The 20,441-nt window shown below is 67.6% G+C and carries 30 protein-coding genes and 1 tRNA gene; 14 read left to right on the top strand and 17 right to left on the bottom strand.

Translation table 11 applies throughout. From position 1 onward, the window contains the following. Window positions 1-46 precede the first annotated feature (46 nt). Window positions 47-496 carry a DUF983 domain-containing protein gene (locus JW805_02390; GenBank protein ID MBN2970867.1) on the top strand — a complete coding sequence of 150 codons (450 nt, stop codon included), beginning with the start codon at window positions 47-49 and terminating at the stop codon, window positions 494-496. A gap of 3 nt (window positions 497-499) precedes the next feature. On the opposite strand, the gene JW805_02395 is transcribed toward JW805_02390, so the two are convergent. Further along, window positions 500-799 carry an alkylphosphonate utilization protein gene (locus JW805_02395; GenBank protein MBN2970868.1) on the bottom strand — a complete coding sequence of 100 codons (300 nt, stop codon included), beginning with the start codon at window positions 797-799 and terminating at the stop codon, window positions 500-502. A 111-nt stretch (window positions 800-910) separates the two neighbouring features. On the opposite strand from JW805_02395, the gene JW805_02400 reads away from it, so the two are divergent. The 3 genes from JW805_02400 to JW805_02410 all read left to right on the top strand — a co-directional run bounded on the left by JW805_02400 (window position 911) and on the right by JW805_02410 (window position 4,165). Continuing rightward, window positions 911-2,446 (top strand): proline--tRNA ligase, encoded by a 1,536-nt coding sequence (locus tag JW805_02400; GenBank protein MBN2970869.1) that lies wholly within the window; start codon window positions 911-913, stop codon window positions 2,444-2,446. Further along, on the top strand, window positions 2,446-2,868 hold the full coding sequence (locus JW805_02405) for a hotdog fold thioesterase (GenBank protein ID MBN2970870.1): 423 nt from the start codon (window positions 2,446-2,448) through the stop codon (window positions 2,866-2,868). The genes JW805_02400 and JW805_02405 overlap by 1 nt, the downstream gene beginning before the upstream one ends. Window positions 2,869-2,995: 127 nt before the next feature. Then, entirely contained in the window at window positions 2,996-4,165 is a 1,170-nt protein-coding gene (locus JW805_02410; GenBank protein MBN2970871.1) for an NAD(P)/FAD-dependent oxidoreductase, read from the top strand. Between the two features lie 115 nt (window positions 4,166-4,280). Here JW805_02410 and JW805_02415 read toward each other — a convergent pair whose 3' ends face one another. From JW805_02415 to hisB, 7 genes are all read right to left on the bottom strand, one after another. After that, on the bottom strand, window positions 4,281-4,598 hold the full coding sequence (locus JW805_02415) for a phosphoribosyl-ATP diphosphatase (protein MBN2970872.1): 318 nt from the start codon (window positions 4,596-4,598) through the stop codon (window positions 4,281-4,283). A gap of 31 nt (window positions 4,599-4,629) precedes the next feature. After that, window positions 4,630-4,830: a hypothetical protein gene (locus JW805_02420; GenBank protein ID MBN2970873.1), complete on the bottom strand. Its 201-nt coding sequence runs from the start codon at window positions 4,828-4,830 to the stop codon at window positions 4,630-4,632. A gap of 62 nt (window positions 4,831-4,892) precedes the next feature. Then, window positions 4,893-5,651, bottom strand: coding sequence for an imidazole glycerol phosphate synthase subunit HisF (gene hisF / locus JW805_02425; protein MBN2970874.1), 759 nt, complete (start codon window positions 5,649-5,651; stop codon window positions 4,893-4,895). After that, on the bottom strand, window positions 5,648-6,487 hold the full coding sequence (gene hisA, locus JW805_02430; protein ID MBN2970875.1) for a 1-(5-phosphoribosyl)-5-[(5-phosphoribosylamino)methylideneamino]imidazole-4-carboxamide isomerase: 840 nt from the start codon (window positions 6,485-6,487) through the stop codon (window positions 5,648-5,650). Before hisA ends, hisF begins: the two co-directional genes overlap by 4 nt. A 166-nt stretch (window positions 6,488-6,653) precedes the next feature. Next, entirely contained in the window at window positions 6,654-7,256 is a 603-nt protein-coding gene (hisH, locus tag JW805_02435; GenBank protein MBN2970876.1) for an imidazole glycerol phosphate synthase subunit HisH, read from the bottom strand. Further along, entirely contained in the window at window positions 7,253-7,561 is a 309-nt protein-coding gene (locus JW805_02440) for a hypothetical protein (protein ID MBN2970877.1), read from the bottom strand. Before JW805_02440 ends, hisH begins: the two co-directional genes overlap by 4 nt. Further along, window positions 7,561-8,148, bottom strand: coding sequence for an imidazoleglycerol-phosphate dehydratase HisB (hisB, locus tag JW805_02445; GenBank protein MBN2970878.1), 588 nt, complete (start codon window positions 8,146-8,148; stop codon window positions 7,561-7,563). The genes JW805_02440 and hisB overlap by 1 nt, the downstream gene beginning before the upstream one ends. A 98-nt stretch (window positions 8,149-8,246) precedes the next feature. Here hisB and JW805_02450 point away from each other — a divergent pair, with 98 nt between their 5' ends. The 4 genes from JW805_02450 (at window position 8,247) to JW805_02465 (ending at window position 10,739) form a co-directional block, all read left to right on the top strand. Continuing rightward, complete coding sequence (locus JW805_02450; GenBank protein MBN2970879.1) at window positions 8,247-8,726, top strand: hypothetical protein; 480 nt, start codon at window positions 8,247-8,249, stop codon at window positions 8,724-8,726. A gap of 154 nt (window positions 8,727-8,880) precedes the next feature. Next, window positions 8,881-10,272, top strand: a complete 1,392-nt coding sequence (fumC, locus tag JW805_02455) for a class II fumarate hydratase (protein ID MBN2970880.1) — start codon at window positions 8,881-8,883, stop codon at window positions 10,270-10,272. 54 nt (window positions 10,273-10,326) lie between these two features. Next, the gene (locus JW805_02460) at window positions 10,327-10,542 is read left to right on the top strand and encodes a hypothetical protein (protein MBN2970881.1); all 216 of its coding nucleotides are present in this window, start codon (window positions 10,327-10,329) and stop codon (window positions 10,540-10,542) included. Beyond that, entirely contained in the window at window positions 10,539-10,739 is a 201-nt protein-coding gene (locus JW805_02465) for a hypothetical protein (protein MBN2970882.1), read from the top strand. The genes JW805_02460 and JW805_02465 overlap by 4 nt, the downstream gene beginning before the upstream one ends. On the opposite strand, the gene JW805_02470 is transcribed toward JW805_02465, so the two are convergent. After that, entirely contained in the window at window positions 10,736-11,350 is a 615-nt protein-coding gene (locus tag JW805_02470) for a DUF2585 domain-containing protein (protein ID MBN2970883.1), read from the bottom strand. The two genes, JW805_02465 and JW805_02470, sit on opposite strands and share 4 nt — an antisense overlap. Window positions 11,351-11,538: 188 nt before the next feature. Here JW805_02470 and gmk point away from each other — a divergent pair, with 188 nt between their 5' ends. After that, window positions 11,539-12,195 (top strand): guanylate kinase, encoded by a 657-nt coding sequence (gmk, locus tag JW805_02475; GenBank protein ID MBN2970884.1) that lies wholly within the window; start codon window positions 11,539-11,541, stop codon window positions 12,193-12,195. Between the two features lie 19 nt (window positions 12,196-12,214). After that, window positions 12,215-13,153: a DUF808 domain-containing protein gene (locus tag JW805_02480; protein ID MBN2970885.1), complete on the top strand. Its 939-nt coding sequence runs from the start codon at window positions 12,215-12,217 to the stop codon at window positions 13,151-13,153. Between the two features lie 181 nt (window positions 13,154-13,334). Here the strand turns inward: JW805_02480 and JW805_02485 are convergent. Then, window positions 13,335-13,411, bottom strand: a tRNA-Pro gene (locus JW805_02485). A gap of 148 nt (window positions 13,412-13,559) precedes the next feature. On the opposite strand from JW805_02485, the gene JW805_02490 reads away from it, so the two are divergent. Genes JW805_02490 through JW805_02500 form a run of 3 tightly spaced genes read left to right on the top strand, consistent with a single transcriptional unit; the run spans window position 13,560 to window position 15,144 of the window. Further along, on the top strand, window positions 13,560-14,135 hold the full coding sequence (locus JW805_02490) for a nicotinamide mononucleotide transporter (protein ID MBN2970886.1): 576 nt from the start codon (window positions 13,560-13,562) through the stop codon (window positions 14,133-14,135). Next, the gene (locus tag JW805_02495; GenBank protein ID MBN2970887.1) at window positions 14,132-14,650 is read left to right on the top strand and encodes an ATP-binding protein; all 519 of its coding nucleotides are present in this window, start codon (window positions 14,132-14,134) and stop codon (window positions 14,648-14,650) included. Before JW805_02490 ends, JW805_02495 begins: the two co-directional genes overlap by 4 nt. A gap of 20 nt (window positions 14,651-14,670) precedes the next feature. Next, on the top strand, window positions 14,671-15,144 hold the full coding sequence (locus tag JW805_02500) for a transcriptional repressor (GenBank protein ID MBN2970888.1): 474 nt from the start codon (window positions 14,671-14,673) through the stop codon (window positions 15,142-15,144). Between the two features lie 137 nt (window positions 15,145-15,281). Here JW805_02500 and JW805_02505 read toward each other — a convergent pair whose 3' ends face one another. The 7 genes from JW805_02505 to JW805_02535 form a co-directional block, all read right to left on the bottom strand. Continuing rightward, on the bottom strand, window positions 15,282-15,977 hold the full coding sequence (locus JW805_02505; GenBank protein ID MBN2970889.1) for an ATPase: 696 nt from the start codon (window positions 15,975-15,977) through the stop codon (window positions 15,282-15,284). After that, the gene (locus JW805_02510) at window positions 15,974-16,183 is read right to left on the bottom strand and encodes a hypothetical protein (GenBank protein ID MBN2970890.1); all 210 of its coding nucleotides are present in this window, start codon (window positions 16,181-16,183) and stop codon (window positions 15,974-15,976) included. Before JW805_02510 ends, JW805_02505 begins: the two co-directional genes overlap by 4 nt. Beyond that, a complete protein-coding gene (locus JW805_02515; protein ID MBN2970891.1) occupies window positions 16,180-16,866 on the bottom strand; it encodes an HAD-IA family hydrolase in 687 nt (228 codons plus the stop codon). The genes JW805_02510 and JW805_02515 overlap by 4 nt, the downstream gene beginning before the upstream one ends. Further along, window positions 16,863-17,462 (bottom strand): FMN-binding negative transcriptional regulator, encoded by a 600-nt coding sequence (locus JW805_02520; protein ID MBN2970892.1) that lies wholly within the window; start codon window positions 17,460-17,462, stop codon window positions 16,863-16,865. Before JW805_02520 ends, JW805_02515 begins: the two co-directional genes overlap by 4 nt. Before the next feature lie 276 nt (window positions 17,463-17,738). After that, window positions 17,739-18,953, bottom strand: coding sequence for an RluA family pseudouridine synthase (locus JW805_02525; protein MBN2970893.1), 1,215 nt, complete (start codon window positions 18,951-18,953; stop codon window positions 17,739-17,741). Then, window positions 18,950-19,324, bottom strand: coding sequence for a fluoride efflux transporter CrcB (crcB, locus tag JW805_02530; GenBank protein MBN2970894.1), 375 nt, complete (start codon window positions 19,322-19,324; stop codon window positions 18,950-18,952). The genes JW805_02525 and crcB overlap by 4 nt, the downstream gene beginning before the upstream one ends. A 45-nt stretch (window positions 19,325-19,369) precedes the next feature. Then, window positions 19,370-20,086 carry a hypothetical protein gene (locus JW805_02535; protein MBN2970895.1) on the bottom strand — a complete coding sequence of 239 codons (717 nt, stop codon included), beginning with the start codon at window positions 20,084-20,086 and terminating at the stop codon, window positions 19,370-19,372. Window positions 20,087-20,208: 122 nt separating this feature from the next. Here JW805_02535 and JW805_02540 point away from each other — a divergent pair, with 122 nt between their 5' ends. Beyond that, the gene (locus tag JW805_02540) at window positions 20,209-20,430 is read left to right on the top strand and encodes a hypothetical protein (protein ID MBN2970896.1); all 222 of its coding nucleotides are present in this window, start codon (window positions 20,209-20,211) and stop codon (window positions 20,428-20,430) included. Window positions 20,431-20,441: the final 11 nt, after the last annotated feature.

The following is a 20,441-nucleotide window of genomic DNA, read 5'->3' on the forward strand; positions in this document are numbered from 1 at the left end:
CGTTTCGTCCAATTGCGGCGGGCAGGCACGGACCTATCTGCCATTCATGACCGACGAGCATCGCCACGACACCGTTCCGGCCAGCGCCGACGAACGCTTCCGCTGGATCCTGCGCTGCGGCTGGAAGGGACTGTGTCCGCGCTGCGCGCAGGGGCGGATGTTCCGGTCGTGGCTGCGCATCGTCGATCGCTGCGAGGTCTGCGACCTCGACTATCGCTTCGCCGCGCCCGACGATGGCCCGGCGTTCTTCTCGCTCTGCATCATCGCGCTGCCGCTGATCTTCCTGGTCGTGTGGATCGAGGTCGCGTTCGATCCGCCGGGGTGGGTGCACCTCGTCACGTCGCTGCCGGTGATGGTTGCGGGTACGCTGTTGCCGCTGCGACCGATCAAGGGTTGGCTGGTCGCCTCGCAATTCGTCAACCGCGCGCAGGAAGCGGGGACGCAAGGACTGTGGTCGAAGCTGCACGGCACGGAGCGCGGCGACTTCGATCAATAGGCATCAGTGCTTGCGGACGAACTCCGCGCGCAGGACCAGGCCCTTGATGCCCTCGTACCGGCAGTCGATTTCCTGCGCGTCGCCGGTCAGGCGGATCGATTTGATGACGGTGCCCTTGCGCAAAGTCTGGCCGGCACCCTTCACCTTCAGGTCCTTGATGGTGATGACGCTGTCCCCGTCGGCCAGCAGGTTGCCGGCCGAATCGCGAACCTCGACGCTGGCGGCGGCGGCAGCACGGGCGGCGGCTTCGGCGGCGGGCAGCCATTCGCCGCTCGCCTCATCGAACACATAGTCGTCGGACATGCGCGTGCCTTAGGCCCTGCGCCGGGTAAAGGCCAATGTCGAACCGCCATATTGGGGGGTATCGGCACGCCATAGTGACGCGCGGGCCCGGGCGCGCTATCGGCGCTTCCCATGATCAAGCACGCTCTTTCCGTCACCCGCGAGGCCGACTTCGCCGCCTGGTACCAGTCCGTCATTTCGGAGGCCGACCTGGCCGAGGAAAGCGGCGTCCGCGGGTGCATGGTCATCCGGCCATGGGGTTACGGTATCTGGGAGCGCATCCAGCGGCTGCTCGACGATCGCATCAAGGCGACGGGGCATGAGAACTGCTATTTCCCGCTGTTCATCCCACTCTCCTATTTCGAGAAGGAGGCCGAGCATGTCGACGGCTTTGCCAAGGAGATGGCGGTCGTCACGCATCATCGGCTTGTCAGTGACGGTAACGGCGGTCTGACCCCGGACCCCAGCGCCAAGCTGGAAGAGCCTCTGGTCGTGCGTCCGACGTCCGAAACGGTGATCGGCACCGCGTTCTCGCGCTGGGTCCAGTCGTGGCGTGACCTGCCGGTGCTGATCAACCAGTGGGCGAATGTCGTTCGCTGGGAAATGCGGACCCGCATGTTCCTGCGCACCGCGGAATTCCTGTGGCAGGAGGGGCATACTGCCCATGCGACCGCGGACGAGGCGCGCGAAGAGACGCTCAAGATGCTCGAAGTCTATCGCGAGTTCGCCGAAGGCTGCCTGGCGCTGCCGGTCGTCGCGGGCGAGAAGCCGGAGAACGAGCGCTTCCCCGGCGCGGTCGCGACCTACAGTATCGAAGCGATGATGCAGGACGGCAAGGCGTTGCAGGCGGGCACCAGCCACTTTTTGGGCACCAATTTCGCGCACGCCCAGAACATCCGCTTCCAGAATGCAGAGGGCGGCCTGGACTATGCCAACACGACCAGCTGGGGCGTGTCGACGCGGATGATCGGTGGGGTCATCATGACTCACGGCGACGACGACGGCCTGCGCGTGCCGCCGCGGATCGCGCCGTGGCAGGTCGTGATCGTACCGATGCTGCGCGACAATGACGAGGATGCGGCGATCGTCGACTATTGCAAGGCGCTGCAGGCCGATCTGGCGAAGCAGTCGGCGCTCGGCGAGCCGATCCGCGCGCTGCTCGACCTGAAACCGGCCAAGGCCGCGACCAAGCGCTGGGGCTGGGTGAAGAAGGGCGCGCCGATCGTCATCGAGGTCGGGGGGCGCGATGTCGCCGGTGGCAACGTGTCGGTCATCCGACGCACCGCGCTGTATCGCGAGGACGGCAAGCTCAATTCGGGCGTCGGGCCGCGCGATGCCTTCGTCGCCGATGCGGCTGCGATGCTGGAGTCGATTCAGAACGAGCTGTTCGCCGAGGCCGAAACCCGCATGAAGGCCGCGATCGCGCCGATCGACGACTGGGCTGATATCGAGCGCATGTTTGCCGAAACCGATGGTCGCCCGGGCTGGGCCGATGTCCGCTGGTCGAAGCCGACCGGCGAGGCTTTGAACACGGTCGTCGAGCGGTTGAAGACGTTGAAGCTGACCATCCGCAACGCGCCGCTGGGCCAGAGCGGCGCCGATACGGGGCCGTGCATCTTTACCGGCGAGCCCGGTGTGGAACGCGTGCTGATCGGGCGGTCCTACTGATGGCTGTCTGGCAGCGCCCCGTCGATCTCGCCCGGCTGACCGCACTCGGCGCGGCGACGATGCCGGGGCATGTCGGCATCGAGTTCACCGGCGTCGGCGAGGACAGCCTGACCGCGCGGATGCCGGTCGACCACCGCACGCACCAGCCGTTCGGGCGCCTTCACGGCGGCGCGTCGGTCGTGCTGGCGGAAACGGTGGCGTCGGTCGGCGCGTGGCTCGCTGCCCCCGACGGCAAGGTGGCGGTGGGTCTGGAGATCAACGCCAACCACATCCGCCCGGCGATGTCGGGCCATGTCCACGCGACGGCGACAGCGGAGGCGATCGGGCGGACGACGCAGGTGTGGACGATCCGCATTGTCGATGATGCCGGCAAGCTGGTCTGCCTGTCGCGGATCACGATGGCGGTGATCGAGGCGGGGTGAGGTTTCCTGCCCACAACCACCGTCACCCCCCGCGAAGGCGGGGGGCAATTGTGGCTGACGGCGCGGCGCCATCCGATAGGTCAGCCAAAATTTATTCCCGCCTCCGCGGGGATGACGGAAGAGAGTGATGGTTGACACCTATGACGCCATCGTCCTCGGCGGCGGCGCGGCTGGACTCTTCGCCGCCGCCACCGCCGGCCAGCGGGGCCGACGCGTGCTGGTCGTCGATCACGCGCCGCGGGTCGGACAGAAAATCCTGATCTCCGGCGGCGGGCGGTGCAATTTCACCAATATTCACACCGCCCCTGACCGCTACATCAGTGCCAACCCGCATTTCGCCAAGTCGGCGCTCGGGCGCTACACGCCGACGGACTTCATCGAACTGATCGACGCGTACGGCATTGCCTGGCACGAAAAGACGCTGGGCCAGCTGTTCTGCGACGGGTCGGCCGCGCAGATCGTCGCGATGCTGCTCGACGAATGTCTCAAGGGCGATGTGGCGATCGCGACCGGGCATCCGTTGCGCGACGTGGGGCACGCCGACGGTCGCTTCTCGGTGACCTTTGGCGATCGGACCGCCGCCGCCCCGGCGCTGGTGATCGCGACCGGCGGCCCGTCGATCCCGAAGCTCGGCGCGAGCGACATCGCTTATGTCCTGGCTCGCAGGTTCGGACTGAAAGTCGTCGAGCCCCGCCCGGGACTGGTGCCGCTGACGCTCGGCGGCGACGAGATGCTGTTCCGCGGTATCTCCGGCGTGTCGACCGACGTCGTCGCACGGGCGGGGAAGGCGGCGTTTCGTGAGGCGGCGCTATTCACCCATCGCGGGCTGTCGGGGCCGGCGATCCTGCAGGCGTCGTCCTATTGGCGGCCGGGGGAGGCGGTGGCGATTGACCTGTTGCCCGACCGGCCGGCGGGCTGGCTGCGCACCGCCAAGCGCGAGACGCCGCGGGTCGGTGTGAAGCGTGCCCTGGGCTTGCCTGAACGATTGGCCGAGGCGCTGACCGAAAGGTTGGCGCTTGCAGGCGAACTCGCCAATATTCCCGACCGGACTCTGGAAGCGGCGGAGCGGCAGCTGGCCGACTGGCGCTTTCATCCCAGGGGGACCGAGGGGTTCGCCAAGGCCGAGGTCACCGTCGGTGGCATCGCGACCGATGGCCTGTCGCAAAAGACGATGGCGGCGAAGGCGGTGCCCGGCCTGTACGCGATCGGCGAGGCGGTGGACGTGACCGGATGGCTCGGTGGGTATAATTTCCAATGGGCCTGGGCCAGCGGGCGGGCCTGTGGAGAGGCGATGTGAGACAGCACCTTACCGTCGTCATCCCCGCGAAGGCGGGGATAAATTCTGGCTGAACGCCGTGAGACTCACAAACATCAGCGACTATTGATCCCCGCCTCCGCGGGGATGACGACGGTCAATTCGAGCAGCGAGACGCCTTTTCCACCAACCCCGACACACCCTCGCGCCGCGCCAATTCCGCGCGCACATCGTCCAGCCCCAGCCCGGCGTGGTGCAGCAGCACGGTCAGGTGGAACATCAGGTCCGCCGCTTCGCCGACCAGCCCCCGACGATCGTCGGCAATCGCGGCGATGACCGTCTCGACCGCTTCCTCGCCGACTTTCTGCGCGATCTTGGCGCGGCCCTTGGCGGCGAGCGAGGCGACATAGCTGGTGCCGGGATCGGCGCGCAGGCGATCGGCGATCGTGGCTTCGAGCTGGGCGAAGGCGTCCATGCGCACCGCTTGGCGGGCGCTTGGGGCTGCGTCAATCCTTGCGGCGCGCCCGCTTGCGCATCGACCGGCGGGCGAGGATGACACCGGCCGCCGCCGCCACGGCGAGCGCCAGGTCCGACAGCGCGAAGCCGTTGCGCGTCACCGTGCCGCTGTGGGCCTGCGCGAAAAGGGTGTCGGGCGACACGAACGCCATCAGCGCCAGCGCCTGGCATGTGCGGATGATGGCGTTCATGTGGTTGCTGTCCGAAAGTCGCCCGACACCGCGTTCATTATGCGCACGAAATGAACGTCGTGTTAAGTGCGGACTGGAACCCCGGCGGCGGCCAGCGCGCGATGGGCGTCGGCGACGGTCGCTTCGCCGAAATGGAAGATCGATGCCGCAAGCACCGCGGACGCCTGCCCCTCGACGATGCCGGCGACCAGATGGTCGAGACTGCCGACTCCCCCGGATGCAACGACGGGCACGTCTACCTGGGTCGCGATGGTGCGAATGAGGTCGAGATCGTAGCCGTCTTTCGTTCCGTCGCGGTCCATCGACGTGACGAGCAGTTCGCCAGCGCCGAGCCGCGCGAGGTTCAGCGCATGCTCGACCGCGTCGATGCCGGTCGCGCGGCGCCCGCCGTGGGTGAAGACTTCCCAGGCGTCCCCGACCCGGCGCGCATCGACCGAAGCGACGACGCATTGGCTGCCCATCCGCTCGGCGATATCGGCGACGAGTTCGGGCCGGGCCACCGCGGCGGAATTGACCGCGATCTTGTCGGCACCGGCCAGCAGCAACGTGCGCGCATCCTCGACCGAGCGCACACCGCCGCCGACGGTCAGCGGCATGAAACAGACCTCGGCCGTGCGGCGGACGACATCGACGATCGTGTCGCGCCCCTCGTGGCTGGCGCCGATGTCGAGGAAGCAGAGTTCGTCGGCGCCGGCGGCGTCATAGGCGCGGGCCTGCTCCACCGGGTCCCCGGCGTCGCGCAGGTCGACGAAATTCACGCCCTTCACGACGCGACCGTTGGCGACGTCGAGGCAGGGAATGACGCGGGCGCGGACGGTCATGCTTTTAGCCCTCTCCCCTTCAGGGGAGAGGGGTGGGAGAGGGGCCTATCCGCCGGCGTTTCACTCGGTGAGACACCTTCCCCTCTCCCCGGCCCTCTCCCCTGAGGAGGAGAGGGAGAAGATGCCGCCACCGCAATCGCCTCGGCCAGATCCAGCCGCCCGTCGTACAGTGCCCGCCCGGTGATGACCCCTTCGATCCCCGGCTGGCCCTTTAGCGCATGAATGTCCTCGATCCCGGCAACCCCACCGCTGGCAATGACGGGGATCGCCACGTCGCGGGCGAGCGTCGTCGTCGCCTCGACGTTGCAGCCTTTCAGCAAGCCATCGCGGCCGATGTCGGTGAACAGCAGCGCGGCGACGCCGGCATCCTCGAACCGGCGGGCGAGGTCGGTGGCGGTGACGCTCGAAACGTCGGCCCAGCCCTCGGTCGCCACGAAGCCGTCGCGCGCATCGACCGCGACGACGATGCGGCCAGGCAGCGCGCGGGCGGCGTCCTTCACCAGCTGCGGATCGCGCAAGGCCGCGCTGCCGATAACGACGCGCGCGACGCCGATCTCCAGCCACGCGTCGATACTGTCGCGGGTGCGGATGCCGCCGCCCAGCTGGACCCGGCCGGGGAAGGCGGCAACGATGCTGCGAACCGCGTCGCCGTTGATCGAGCCGCCGGCGAAGGCGCCATCCAGATCGACGACGTGCAGATGATCGGCGCCGGCTGCGGCGAACGCGCGGGCCTGGGCGGCAGGATCATCGCCATAGATTGTCGCGCGATCCATATCGCCCTCGGCCAGGCGCACGACCTGCCCTTGCTTGAGGTCGATGGCGGGGAAGACGATCATGTAAGGGCTTTCGTGAAATTCCTCCTCGAGCTTGCTCGGGGAGGGGGACCGCCCGGCGAAGCCGGGTAGTGGAGAGGCTGGCGGAGTACGTCCCAAGCCCCTCCACCACCGACCTGCGGTCGGCGGTCCCCCTCCCCCAGACAAGCTGGGGGAGGATTTGAAGATGTCACGGCTTCCACGTCAGGAAGCGCTCGATCAGCGCCAGACCGTACGCCTGGCTCTTTTCCGGGTGAAACTGCACGCCGAGCAGATTGTCCCGCCCGATCGCCGCGGTGACGGTGCCGCCGTGCTCGGTCGTCGCCAGCACGCCTTCACCGGTGAATGCGAAGCTGTGGAGGAAATAGGCCTCGCCCGGCACGATCAGTGAATGCGGCGCGGTCGGGCGCACGTCGTTCCACCCCATGTGCGGCACGCGGACACCCGGCGACGGAGGCAGGGCGCGGACCTCGCCCGGGATCCAGCCCAGCCCCGCGTGCTCGCCCATTTCGTGCCCCGTGGTCGCCATCAGCTGCATGCCGACGCACACGCCAAGGAACGGCCGGGCGCGGGCGAACACCGCCTCTTCCAGCGCCGCCACCATGTCGGGGATCGCGCGCAGTCCGGCCGCACAGGCACCGAAGGCGCCGACGCCGGGCAGGACGACACGATCGGCCGTCCGCACGACATCCGCATCCGCCGTCACTGCGACATCGGTCGCGCCGGCGGCGATCAGCGCGTTGTGAACCGACTTCAGATTGCCGGCGCCATAGTCGATCAACGCAATGGTCACGAGAAGGCAGCAGCGATCGTGTCGGCGGCAAAGCTCGCGGCGATTTCCGTAACCGCAGCCGTAGCAACGCCCGAAGTAACGAACGGATCGGTCGCCGCCAGCGCTTCGACCTCCGCCCGATGCCCGCGGAACAGCAATACGCCGCCGGTCCGCGGCACTTGACGCCCGGCGAGCAGCAGCACACCCTCGTCCAGCGCTGATTGCAGCCAGGCGACATGCGCCTTCATTTGCGCGTCGACATCCTCGATCGGCGCGACATAAGTCAGCGTGACGATCGATACCGGGGCGGCGTCGAGCCGGGCCATCACAGCGTCCCCTTGGTCGACGGAATCGCGTCCGCCTTGCGCGGGTCGATCTCGGTCGCGGTGCGCAGCGCGCGGGCGAGCCCCTTGAACGCGGCTTCGGCGATGTGGTGGTTGTTCTCGCCGTACAGCGTATCGATGTGCAGCGTGAGCCCGGCGGTCTGCGCGAACGAGTGGAAGAAGTGCGCGAACATTTCGGTATCCATCTCGCCCAGCCGTTTCTGGGTGAAGGGCAGTCTGCCGACGAACCAGGGGCGGCCGGAAATGTCGAGGGCAACGCGGGTGAGCGTTTCGTCCATCGGCGACAGCGCATCGCCGTACCGCCGGATGCCGCGCTTGTCGCCCAGCGCCTGGGTGATCGCCTGGCCGAGGGCCAGCCCCGTATCCTCGACCGTATGGTGCTGGTCGATATGCAGGTCGCCGACCGTCTTTACGTCAATGTCGATCAGCGAATGGCGCGACAGCTGTTCGAGCATATGGTCGAAGAAGCCGACCCCGGTTTCGATGCGATAGCGGCCGGTGCCGTCCAGGCCGACGGTCACGTCGACGGACGTCTCACTGGTCTTGCGGGCAATGGTGGCGGTGCGCATGCCCGTGCCAATAGCGCGGCGGACGGGCCATGCAATCAATGAAGGATTGTCGATGCCCAAGCTTGACCGCCACGCCGATTGGGGCCAGCAAGGCGGGCATGACGACCGGTGTTGCCGATAGCCTGATTCCGTACGACGAGATCGTGCAGGAGGCGCTGCGCGCCGTCGTTGGCCGTGTGCTGAACAGCATCGCCGAATCGGGCGGCCTGCCCGGCGAGCATCACTTCTACATCACCTTCAAGACTCAGGCGGCCGGGGTCGACATCCCCAAGCGGCTGATCGAGCGCTTCCCGGACGAGATGACGATCGTCATCCAGCACCGCTTCTGGGACCTGAAGGTGACCGACAAGGGCTTCTCGGTCGGCTTGTCGTTCAACCAGGTGCCTTCGACTCTGGTCATCCCGTTCGCGGCGATTACCGGTTTCCACGACCCCGCCGTAAATTTCGAACTGCGCTTCCAGGCGAACGACGACGGTGACGTCGAGCCGCACGAGCCGGCGGATAACGACGAGCCGATCGCGAAGCCGGTCGAAGACGGCTCGAACGTGGTCGCGGTGGACTTCAAGCGTAAGAAGTAGGGAGCGAGGCGAGTAGCGGACGCTAATCGCCGGTCGCGAAAGCGACGCGAACCGCCGGCCGGCGCGGCCCAGCTGCGACCGACGTCATGGCGATCGAGAGCCCGCCGCCCCTCATCGACCGGAACAAGTCCGGCACGACGGAGTAGGGCCGGGTATGACCGACACCACGCCCACCCGCACCGAAACCGACTCGATCGGCCCCATCGACGTCCCCGCCAACGCCTATTGGGGCGCGCAGACCCAGCGATCGATCGAGAATTTTCCCTTTGCCCCAAGCGAGCGCATGCCGATCGGCATCGTCCATGCGCTGGCGCTGGTGAAGCAGGCCGCGGCGCGCGTGAACCGCGACGATTTGGGCGCGGAGAAGGCCGATGCGATCGACGCCGCCGCGGCCGAAGTCGTCGCGGGCAAGCTCGACGACCAGTTCCCGCTCGTCATCTGGCAGACGGGCAGCGGCACCCAGTCGAACATGAACGTCAACGAAGTGATCGCGGGCCGCGCGAACGAGGCGCTGACCGGCACGCGCGGTGGCAAGGTGCCGGTGCACCCGAACGACGACGTCAACCGCGGACAGTCGTCGAACGACAGTTTTCCGACGGCGCTCCACGTCGCGACTGCGCTGGCGATCCGCGACACGCTGACCCCCGCGGCCGAGCGCCTCACCCGCGCGCTACGCGAGAAGGCGCAAACGTGGGCGTCGCTGGTGAAGATCGGCCGCACTCATCTGCAGGATGCGACGCCGCTGACGCTGGGGCAGGAGTTTTCGGGTTACGTCGCGCAACTTGAGAACGCGCTGACTCGCATCACCAAGGCGTCGGAGCGCAACCTGTATCCGCTCGCGCAGGGCGGGACGGCGGTCGGCACCGGGCTCAACGCGCCCGACGGCTTCGGGCCGGCGATGGCCGCAGCACTCGCCGAGCTGACGGGAATTGCCTTTACCAGCGCCGAGAACAAGTTCGAGGCGCTGGCGTCGAATGATGGGCTGGTCGACGTATCGGGCACGCTGTCGGTTCTGGCCGTGGCACTCACAAAGATCGCCAACGACATCCGCCTGCTCGGCTCCGGTCCGCGCTCGGGCATCGGCGAACTCGTCCTGCCGGCCAACGAGCCGGGTAGCTCGATCATGCCGGGCAAGGTCAACCCGACCCAGTGCGAGATGCTGACGATGGTTGCCGCGCAGGTGATCGGCAACCATACCGCGGTCACGGTCGGCGGGCTGCAGGGGCATCTGGAACTCAACGTGTTCAAGCCGCTCATCGGCGCGGCGGTGCTGCGCTCGATCGACTTGCTCTCGGTCGGTATGGAAAGCTTTGCCGAGCGCTGCGTCGAGGGACTGGAGGCCGATGAGCGGCGCATCCGTGAGCTCGTTGACCGTTCGCTGATGCTGGTCACCGCGCTCGCGCCCGAGATCGGCTACGACAACGCCGCCAAGATCGCCAAGCACGCGCACGAGCATGGCCTGACGCTGAAGGAAGCGGGATTGAAACTCGGGCTCGTCGAGGAAGCGACGTTCGATCGGGTCGTGCGCCCGGACGCGATGATCTGACGGAACTTGTTTGCCGCAGCAGCGCTTCACCGCGACGAACGAGGAGGCAAATCCATGTTGAGCACAGCCCTCGGCGCCCTCATTGGCGGCGCCATCGATGGCGCGGACGGTGACGACTCGACGATTGACGGCGCGCTGGCCGGCGCAGCGACTGCGATCGTCGTGCGGACGCTGGTGCCGGTCGTGGTGACCTATGCGGTAGGCTGGGGCGTGCTCAAGGGCCTCGAAGTCGCGAAGGACGCCGTTTTCGGAAAAGGACAAAAGGCATGATCGGCAAGATTATCGGCGCGCTCGTCGGGCGCGAAATGGATCGTCGTGATGGTTCGGGTGGCGCCAAGGGCGCGCTGCTCGGCATGGCGGTGGCCGGCGGTCTGCGCCGCATGGGTCCGCTCGGCATGATCCTGGGCGGCGGCTACGTCGCGAAGAAGGCCTATGACCGCCACAAGGCGTCGAAGCGCGCGTACTAAACTCCCGACTGCCAGGCTTTGATCGCCTCGACCGGCGACACGAGCATCAGGACGTTGAGGACCAGGCCGTCGCGGATTGCCCAGAGCGTTACAGCCTCGAACGCGACCGCGACGGCGATTGTCACCCACACCGGCGCCCGCCGCGCAAACGCGAAGCCCAGCGCCATCCACGCCACGTCGGCGACCGAATTGACGATCGAATCGCCGGTGTAGCCGAGCGCAATGGTCGCCTCGCGGTAGCGATCGATGATGATCGGCGAATTTTCGAGTACCTCCCACGCCGCTTCGATGGCAACGGCCAAGATGAGGCGCTCGCCCGGTGGTCGGCGGCGCAACACCAGCCACCCGAGCGCGTAGAACAGGAAACCGTGGATAATGTGGCTGGGCGTGTACCAGTCGGCGATGTGCTGGCTGTTCCCCGCATCGAGCTTCGGATGCCACAGGTCGACGTATCCGCAGGTGCAGATGGCGTTGCGCCCGTTCGCCCACAGGATCGCCGCCATGCCCGCCAGGATCGCGAGGACGATCAGCCAGTGGCGCGGGCGGATGTCGGCAAGGGAAGGGCGGGGCACTTCGGCAGGGTAGATCGAGAAATGCGCAACTTTCAACATCCTCCCCTGAAAGGGGAGGTGGCCGGCGCAGCCGGTCGAAGGGGTGTCGCCCTCTCCGGACAGCGTGATACCCCTCCGTCAGCGCTGCGCGCTGCACCTCCCCTTGCAGGGGAGGATTTGATCCCTCTGCGTAGCCGCCCCCTCCAACCCCGGTTGACCCCGCCGCCCGCCCGCGTCAGTAGCGCGCGATGCCGACCCGTACCGAATCCGATCCGCACGGCTTCAAGCGCCGCGGCCTCATGTTCGTGCTTTCCTCGCCGTCCGGCGCGGGCAAATCGACCATCGCGGGCAAGCTGCTCGCTGCCGAGAAGGATCTGAAGGTCTCGGTCAGCTACACCACCCGCGCGATGCGCCCGGGCGAAGTCGACGGGAAGGACTATCACTTCGTCGACCTCGAACGCTTCCGCACGATGGTCGATGAACATGAGTTCCTGGAATGGGCCCATGTGTTCGACCACCGCTATGGCACGCCGAAGACCGACGTCTTCCATATGCTGGGCGAGGGGCAGGACATTCTGTTCGACATCGACTGGCAGGGCGCGCAGCAGTTGCACCAGCTGGCCGGCGGCGACGTCGTCCGCGTTTTCATCCTGCCGCCGTCGATGACCGAACTGCGCCAGCGGCTCGAGCGCCGCGCGACCGACAGCCAGGCGGTGATCGACGCCCGCATGTCGCGCGCCGCGAACGAAGTCAGTCACTGGGACGGCTATGACTATGTCCTGGTCAACGACGATGTCGAACAATGCTTCCAGCATGTCCGCACCATATTGGCGGCCGAGCGTTTGAAGCGGTCGCGCCAGACCGGGCTGATCGGCCTGATCCGGCACCTGACCAAGACCGTCTGACCTAAGCAAGGAATTCGCGATGCCCGGTGGCCTGGTTGCCCTGCTCGACGACATCGCGGCCCTCGCGAAACTGGCCGGGGCGTCGCTCGACGACGTTGCGGGCGCTGCGGGGCGGGCGGGTACGAAGGCGGCCGGCGTCGTCATCGACGATACCGCGGTCACCCCCCGATACGTCACCGGTCTCAGCCCCGACCGGGAACTTCCGATCATCGGCAAGATCGCACTGGGGTCGCTGCGCAACAAGCTGCTCTTCCTGCTCCCCGCCGCCCTGCTGCTCAGCGCCTTTGCGCCGTGGGCGATCACCCCGATCCTGATGGTCGGCGGCGCCTATCTCTGCTTCGAGGGCGCGGAAAAGGTGTGGGAGGCGTTGTCCGGGCAGCATCATGCCGAGGAAGTCGCGGACATCGTCGATCCGGTCGAGTTGGAAAAGCGCCAGGTTACCGGCGCGGTCCGGACCGACTTTATCCTGTCGGGCGAGATCATGGCGATCGCGCTGTCCGACCTGGAGGGCAAGCCGTTGCTGACGCAGGGTGTCGTGCTGGCGCTGGTCGGCATCGCGATCACGCTGGGCGTCTACGGTGCGGTCGCGATCATCGTGAAGATGGACGACGTCGGGCTGCGGCTGGCGCGATCGGGGTCGGGCGCCGCGCAGACGATCGGCCGCGGTCTGGTCGCGGCGATGCCGAAGCTGCTGAGCGCGCTGTCGATCATCGGCACCGCGGCGATGATCTGGGTCGGTGGCGGCATTATCGCGCACGGGCTGGAAGTGTTCGGAATGGGCGCGATCCCGCACGCGATCGAACATGTTGCTGAGGGGGCGGCGAATGCCGCTCCGGCGGCGCACGGCGTGGTTCACTGGGTCGTCGGCGCTTTCGGCGCGGCGATCGTCGGTGGGATCGTCGGCGGCGTGATCGTCGCGATCCACCACGCAGTCGCAAAGGCGCGCGGGAAGCATTGATGATACGGTGTTCCTGCGCCGGCGCAGGCGAAACGTCGGCGATCATGCGACGTCGGTGACCGCAGCGCCGGCCCGCGCCGGAGCACAGGATAAGCCGCGCGGGCCCCCTGCGTCGTCATCGCTATGCCTGGACCGCCCCCGGGGGGCATGGCGTCGCATTGAGGCGACAGCGGGAAGAAATTGGTCGGGGAAAGAGGATTCGAACCTCCGGCCCCTGCGTCCCGAACACAGTGCTCTACCAGGCTGAGCTATTCCCCGACCGGCGCCGGCGGGGGCGAACCCTTCGCTGGCGAGGCGCGGCCTATATCGGGGGTCGGCGGGGGTTTCAAGCGGTCATTTCATGATTCTCGACGGACCCCGATTGCCAGCTCTGGCAGGCCAGGCGCGAGGCGGCTAGGCTCAGGGTATGTCATCGCTCGAATGGGTCGCCGCGGCGCTCGGTCTGGTCTGCGTCGCGCTCGCCGTTCGGCGGAGCCTGTGGAATTACGCCTTCGGGGTCGCGTCGACAGCGCTGCTGGCGATCGTGGTGTTCGAGGCGCGGCTCTATAGCCAGACGTTGCTCCAGATTTTCTTCGTCGCGATCAACGCCTATGGTTTCGCCAACTGGCGGCGAGCCAAGGGGGACGGGGCCGATGTGCCGGTCGAACGGATGACTCCGCGCGAATTGGGTCGGTGGAGCGTCGGTATCGTGGTCGCGACGCTCGTCTGGGGCTGGGCGATGCACCTTCTGACCGACGCTGCCCAGCCGCTGCTCGATGCCGCCATCGCGATCGTCAGCGTGGCCGCTCAACTGCTCATGGCCCGCCGCCGGTTGGAAAACTGGCTCTTGTGGATCGCGGTCGACATCGCCTCGATCCCGCTGTTCCTGGGACAGGGACTGTCGGTCGTCGCCGGGCTCTACCTCGTCTATCTCGGGCTGGCGATCTGGGGCTTCGTCGACTGGCACCGCGCTACCCGGGGGGCAGGGCCGCTGGCGGCATGACGCGGACGATTTGTCTTCACGGGCCGGAAAGCACCGGCAAATCGACCATCGCGCCGCGGCTGGCCGCGCATCTCGGTGGAGAAGTGGTCGACGAATATGGTCGCACCTATGCCGAGGCGAACGGGATCGACTTCAACATGGCCGACCTGGTCGCCATCGCTAAGGGCCATCATGCCGAGACCACGGCGGCGATCGCGCGCGGGGTCGATCCGGTCATTCTCGACACGGACCCGCTGATGACCGCCGTGTGGGCCGACATGCTGTTTGGCTGGCGCGACGCGTGGTTCGATACGTGGCAGGGGACGGCCGACCTCTATCTGTTGTTCGACATCGACCTGCCCTGGGTCGAGGATGGGACGCGGATGTTCGGCACGACTGAGGCTAGGCAACGCTTCTTCGACCTGTCGAAAGCGGAGCTGGAGCGGCGCGGGGTGCGCTGGACGCTGGTAAGCGGCGCAGGCGAGGATCGCTGGCGCTCGGTCCTGGCGGGTCTCGGCGGCTTGTTCCCGGCCTGACAGAGGCTTACATCCAGATCATGGCGCATCATCACCACCATCATGAACATGCCGGCGACGCGCTGGCGCAGGCGGCCGAAGTCGCGCTGGTCAAGGCCGGCGAACAATGGACCGCGATGCGTGCGCAGGTCTTCGCGGCGCTGGCCGCATTCGACAAGCCGGCATCGGCCTATGACATCGCCGAGGCGGTGTCGAAGGCGGAAGGACGCCGGGTGGCGGCCAACAGCGTCTATCGCATCCTCGACCTGTTCGTCGGCGCGAATCTGGCGCGGCGGGTCGAAAGCGCCAACGCCTATGTCGCCAACGCGCACCCGGATTGCCTACACGACTGCATCTTCCTGGTGTGCGACGCCTGCGGCCAGACGACGCATATCGACGACGATCACATCACCGATACCGTGCGAGCAAAGGCCAAGGGCGCAGGGTTTGCACCGGTGCGGCCGGTGATCGAAGTCCGCGGGACGTGCGAGGGGTGCGCGGAAAAGGCGAACTAGGCCGTTGAAATCCTCCCCTGCAAGAGGAGGGGGACAGCCGGAAAGCGGTGATGGAGGGGTATCCCGCCATCAAGAGGGTGACACCCTTCGGTCAGGCCTCCGGCCTGCCACCTCCCCCTGCCGGGGAGGATTGTGCCTCACCCCCGCAACAAAGACACAAACCGCGCGCCCGCGTCGAAGTCCGCGCGGTGAGCGGCGGTTGCCTGTTCGGCGAGGTCGTCCTTGCCCCACATCTCTTCCTGCCAGTCCTCATCGATCCGCGCGGCGTTCCATACCGTGTCGGCGTCCATCGCGCCTTCGACCAGCGCCAGCGCAAGGATCAGCGAGCCGGTGACCGTCACCACAGGGTGCAGCCCGGCGAGCGTGAAGGCGTCGCGCACGGCCATCGCTTCGCCCAGCCGCTCCAGCGTTGCCGGCGGTTGGGCGCGGTGCATCACGCCGGCGGTCGTCTCGAAATGTACGTCATAGCGCGTGCGCGCCCAATCGAGCGCCGGGTCCCATGCCGCGCGTTGGCGCGCGACCAGCGGTTCGGGCTCTTCGGCGCGATAATAGAGCAGATCGCTCTCGCCATATCGCGCGAGGCCTGTGGCGAAGGCCGCGGTGTCCGGCGCGATCTTGTCGATGGCCGCGTTGGCCAGACCGGTCAGCGGCATCGCGCGCGGGTCGATCGTATCGGCGATACCCCGCCATTCGTCGGCAATCGCTTCTGCCAGCGCGGCGGTCGGCACGGCAAGCGGCGCACGTCCGGGTGTGCGGACGGGCTTGGCGTCGAGCGCGATGCCGTAGCGGTCGCCGTCTGGCACCACCGCGACGTCTGTCCAGAACCGCTTCACTTGCTGCGCCACCGATGCGCCAGCGCACGCGGGACGACAGCCATCATGTAAATCGCCGCGAGCACGATTCCGACGCCCAGTGCCTTGTCCGGCCAGTCGGTCGCGCGCGCGATCAGGATGAGGCCGAGCACCGCTCCAGCGACGGCGGCGAGGCGGGTCGCGACGATCACGAACCAGCGGTTACGGGCCTGGGTATCGGGTGTCATGCTGCCGAGATAGAGGCTCGGTCGACACAGGCAAGCATCGCCGCCGGCAGATCGTCGGCGTGATCGACGACCTGCGTCGCCCCCGCCGCCGTCAGCATGGCGGGCGCATGATATCCCCAGGCGACCCCCACCGCATGCGTCCCCGCCGCGCGGCCCATCGTCATGTCGTAGCTGGTGTCGCCGATCATCACCGTCTGCTCGGGCGCCGCACCGGCCTCCGCCATCGCCGCGAGCGCCATCGCCGGATGCGGTTTCGACGGGTGGCGGTCGGCGGTCTGGAGCGTGAGGAAGGCGGATGCCAGCCCGTGCGTGGCCAGGATGATCGACAGACCGCGGTCGGACTTGCCGGTCGCGACGCCCAGCGCCCAGCCGCTGTCTGCCAGCGTCGACAACGCCTCGGCGATGCCCGGATAGAGCGGTTCATGAACGAAATCGGGCGTCCCGCGCATCGCCACGAAGGCATCCTTGTAGGATTGCGCAAGGACATCGCAGAATTCGGCGTCGGCGTGCTGGTGGAGCACCGCCATCGCCTGCGGCAGGCTGAGCCCGACGATGCCGCGGATCGCCTCGCGCGTGGGCGGCGCCAGCCGGTGGCGGTCGAACGCGCGCTCGACCGCCAGGCAGATGTTGGCCGCCGAATCGACCAACGTCCCGTCGCAGTCGAACAGGGCAAGGCGGGTCATGCCAGGCTCCGCATCAGTTGTGCGATCCCGCGGCGGCCGGCGGCATCACTCGCGTCGGCGGCAGCCAGCCGAACCGCCTCGGGCTTGTTCTGCCCGAGCTTCAGCGTTCCGCGCCAGGCGGTCACCTCGAGCGTGAAGCCGGCGATGGCGTTCAGTAGCGCGTCGAATTTCCGCGGGTCCATCTTGTCGCGGGTCCAGGCGGGCTTGGGCAGGCGTGCCTCGTTCTCCGCCGAAAGTTGGTCGACCTGCGCGGTAAGCGCGTCGCGGTCCATGCGGCGGACGGTGCCTTCCAACTCGACCGCGGCATAGTTCCAGGTCGGCACCTGATCCGGGCCGAGCCCGTACCAGTCGGGGCTGATGTACCCGTCCGGGCCGAGCACGGTGAAAACCGCGGACGCGCCGTCAAGATGCCGCGTCAGGCCATTGCCGCGGGCGAGGTGCAGCCCGATCGTCGCGTCGTCGATCCACACCACCGGCGCCTGCGCGACCCGCGGTCCGTCGGGCGTGGCGGCGAACAGCTGCCCGAAGGCGATCTCACGCACGAACGCGCGCATCGCGTCGCGGTCTTCCCAGCGGAAGGAGGGGTTGGGGTGCATCGGGCGGGTTCTAGCGGTTCGGCTGAAGGAGAAGAAGGGTGGTTCAGAGAAGGCGCGAAGGCGCGAAGGGAAAAAGAAGTTCGTTCACGCGGAGGCGTGGAGACGCGGAGGGTCATTCCTGGCGGTAACCGTCTCGCGACAGCGAGACAGCAGTCCCCGCTCGACCCTGTTTCAGGCCGCTGGCGCGGCGAGCAGAGCGGCAAGCGAAACTCTTCGCGTCTCCACGCCTCTGCGTGAACGAAGCTCTTCTTCCCTTCGCGCCTTCTCTGAACAAACTTACGTCTTCGGTCCGGGACGCGACGGCGGGCGTCCGCGAGACACCGGCTTGCCGCCCGGCGCAGCCTTGCCCTTCGCCGGCCCCCGGCCGCGAGGCGCCGGCTTGGCCTTGTCGCCGCTGGTCGCCCGTGCTTCGCCGCGGCCGCGGCGCTCGCCCTTGCGGTCCTTGCGGATGGCTTTGGCGTGCGCCTTGGCTTTTTGCTTTTCCTCGGCGCGGGTGGGGGCGGGGCCTTCGTCGTCGAGCGGACGGTCGCCCATCGACAGGTCGAGGCCCAGCGTCGCCATGCTCTCGGCGAAATGCTCGGGCAGCTGCGCGGTCACGTCGATCCGCCCGCCGTCGGGATGATCGATCCGGATGCGTCGCGCATGGAGGTGCATCTTGCGGCTGATTCCGCCGGTCAGGAACGCATCCAGCCCGCCGTATTTGCCGTCGCCGACGATCGGGTGGCCGATCGCCGCCATGTGGACGCGCAATTGATGCGTACGGCCGGTCAGCGGCTGGAGCTCGACCCAGGCGGCGCGGTTGCCGACGCGGTCGATGACGCGGTACCGGCTGCGCGAGGGCTGGCCCTCATGCTCGCTGATATGCATCTTCTCGCCGCCGGTGCCGGGCTGCTTGGCGATCGGCAGGTCGATCAGGCCATCGCTGATGTCGGGCACGCCCGCGACCAGCGCCCAATAGACCTTGCGCGCGGTGCGGCCGGAAAAGCTCTTGGCGAAATAGGCCGCCGCGCGTGCCGATCGTGCGATCAGCAGTGCGCCTGAGGTATCCTTGTCGAGGCGGTGCACCAGCTTCGGCCGGCCTTCAGCATCGAACTGCAGCGCATCGAGCAGGCCGTCGACATGCTCGGTCGTCTTGGTTCCGCCCTGTGTCGCAAGACCGGGCGGCTTGTTGAGCACGATTGCTTGCGCGTCGCGATGGATGACCATGCTCTGCGCAAAGTCGATCTGGTCGTCGGTCAGCGGCGTGCGTTCCCGCTTCGGGCGGGCGGACTGGGCCGGGGGCGGCGCTTCGGCAGGGGGCACGCGCAGGATCTGGCCTGCCGACAGACGCGCCCCGGGCTCCGCACGGGCCCCGTCGACGCGCAGCTGCCCGGTGCGCGCCCAGCGCGACACGGTGTTGAAGCTGACGTCGGCCATGTGCCGTTTGAACCAGCGGTCGAGCCGGATGCCGTCGTCGTCGGCGCCGACCTTGAACTCGCGCACGTCGCTCATGCCACACTCCGTGCGATGGCCAGGCCGCCGAACAGCGCGGCGATCGAGCCGATGACCGAGGCCAGGACATAGCCACCCGCCAGGACAAGCGCGCCGCGTTCGATCATCAACGCGGCATCCAGGCTGAAGGCCGAAAAGGTGGTGAAGCCGCCAAGCACGCCGACGCCCAGCAACAGCCGCGCCTGCTCGCTGCCACCCTCGCGCGCCAGCAGGCCGACCAGCAAGCCCATCAGCAGGCCGCCGATCAGGTTTACACCCAGGGTGCCGAAGGGATAATCCGGCCCGAATGCGGTGAGCGTCCAGCGCCCGAACAGATGCCGCGCACCCGCTCCGACCGCACCGCCGGCCATCACGATAAAGAGGTTGCCCATGTCTGCGCGGTAGCGCGGACGCGCGCAAAGGTCACCTTTTTGATTCTAGCGCGTTCCGGTGATCACCAGCCGCACATCCGCTATCCCCGCCACGTCCCGGGCAAGCAGCGTCAGGGCGGTACCATCGCGCGCCCGGCGGGCGGCCAGGACGTGAAGGTCACCCGCGGCCTGGTGGGTAACGCTGAAACCGACGCGGATCAGACGCACATATTCGCTCGCGAGCAACGGTGCGACCGGCATGGCCACGCCATAGGCGATCGCGCGCAGATGACAGGCGGGACCATCGCTGCCGGCCGCTTCAATCACGCGGGCACTGGGTGGAAGCTGCAGGTCGGGCGGCAGCCGTGTGGCCCAGGCCGCGGAGTAGCGGAGCGCAGGGGCACAAGCGGTCGCGACGGGATCGCCCAGCCGCTCCGCCAGCGCGCCGAGCGTCAGCGCGCTACGCGAGACCGTGCAGGCGGGGCAGTCGCCGGGCGCCGGCGCGGGCAGGGGCGGGGCGTTCGCCACCGGGCCGGCGGGAACGACGTCGATCGGCGGAATCGGGGCGGACAACGGCAGGTCGGGCGGGCGAAGGACGTCCAGATTCGCCTGATGGCTGAGCTGCTGGTCGCTCATCAACGGGCCGGCGATCGCAATCGACAGCATCGGATCGAGCGGGCGGGCGGCGGCGGGCGGTGCAACACTGGCAGGCGATGCGTCTCCGCCACATCCGCCGAGCAATAGGGCGCTCAGGATCGCAAGGGTTGGAGCGGACGCGCGCATCGATCCCGCCCTACGCCAAGCCGCCTTAAGGAAGCGTTCGGCATCCTCGTGCCGCGACTGGTTGTTCGGTTTCGTTGGTGTATTATCTTGCAAATACACCAAGACCCACCCATATCAGGGCCATGCTGAACATCCTCTCGATCCTCACCGGCCTGGTGTCGCTGATCTTCGTGATCCCGGGCGTCATTCCTCTTCTGGGCTGGATCAACTGGCTCGCCATCCCGATCGCGGTCGTCGGCCTCGTCATCGGCATGTTGTCGAGCGGCAATACCGGCCGGAACCTCAACATCGTGATCCTGCTGATTGCGGTGATCCGCCTGTCGCTCGGCGGTGGCATCTTCTGACAAGCGAAAGG

This window comes from Roseomonas aeriglobus (assembly GCA_016937575.1).
GTDB lineage: Bacteria > Pseudomonadota > Alphaproteobacteria > Sphingomonadales > Sphingomonadaceae > Sphingomonas > Sphingomonas aerigloba.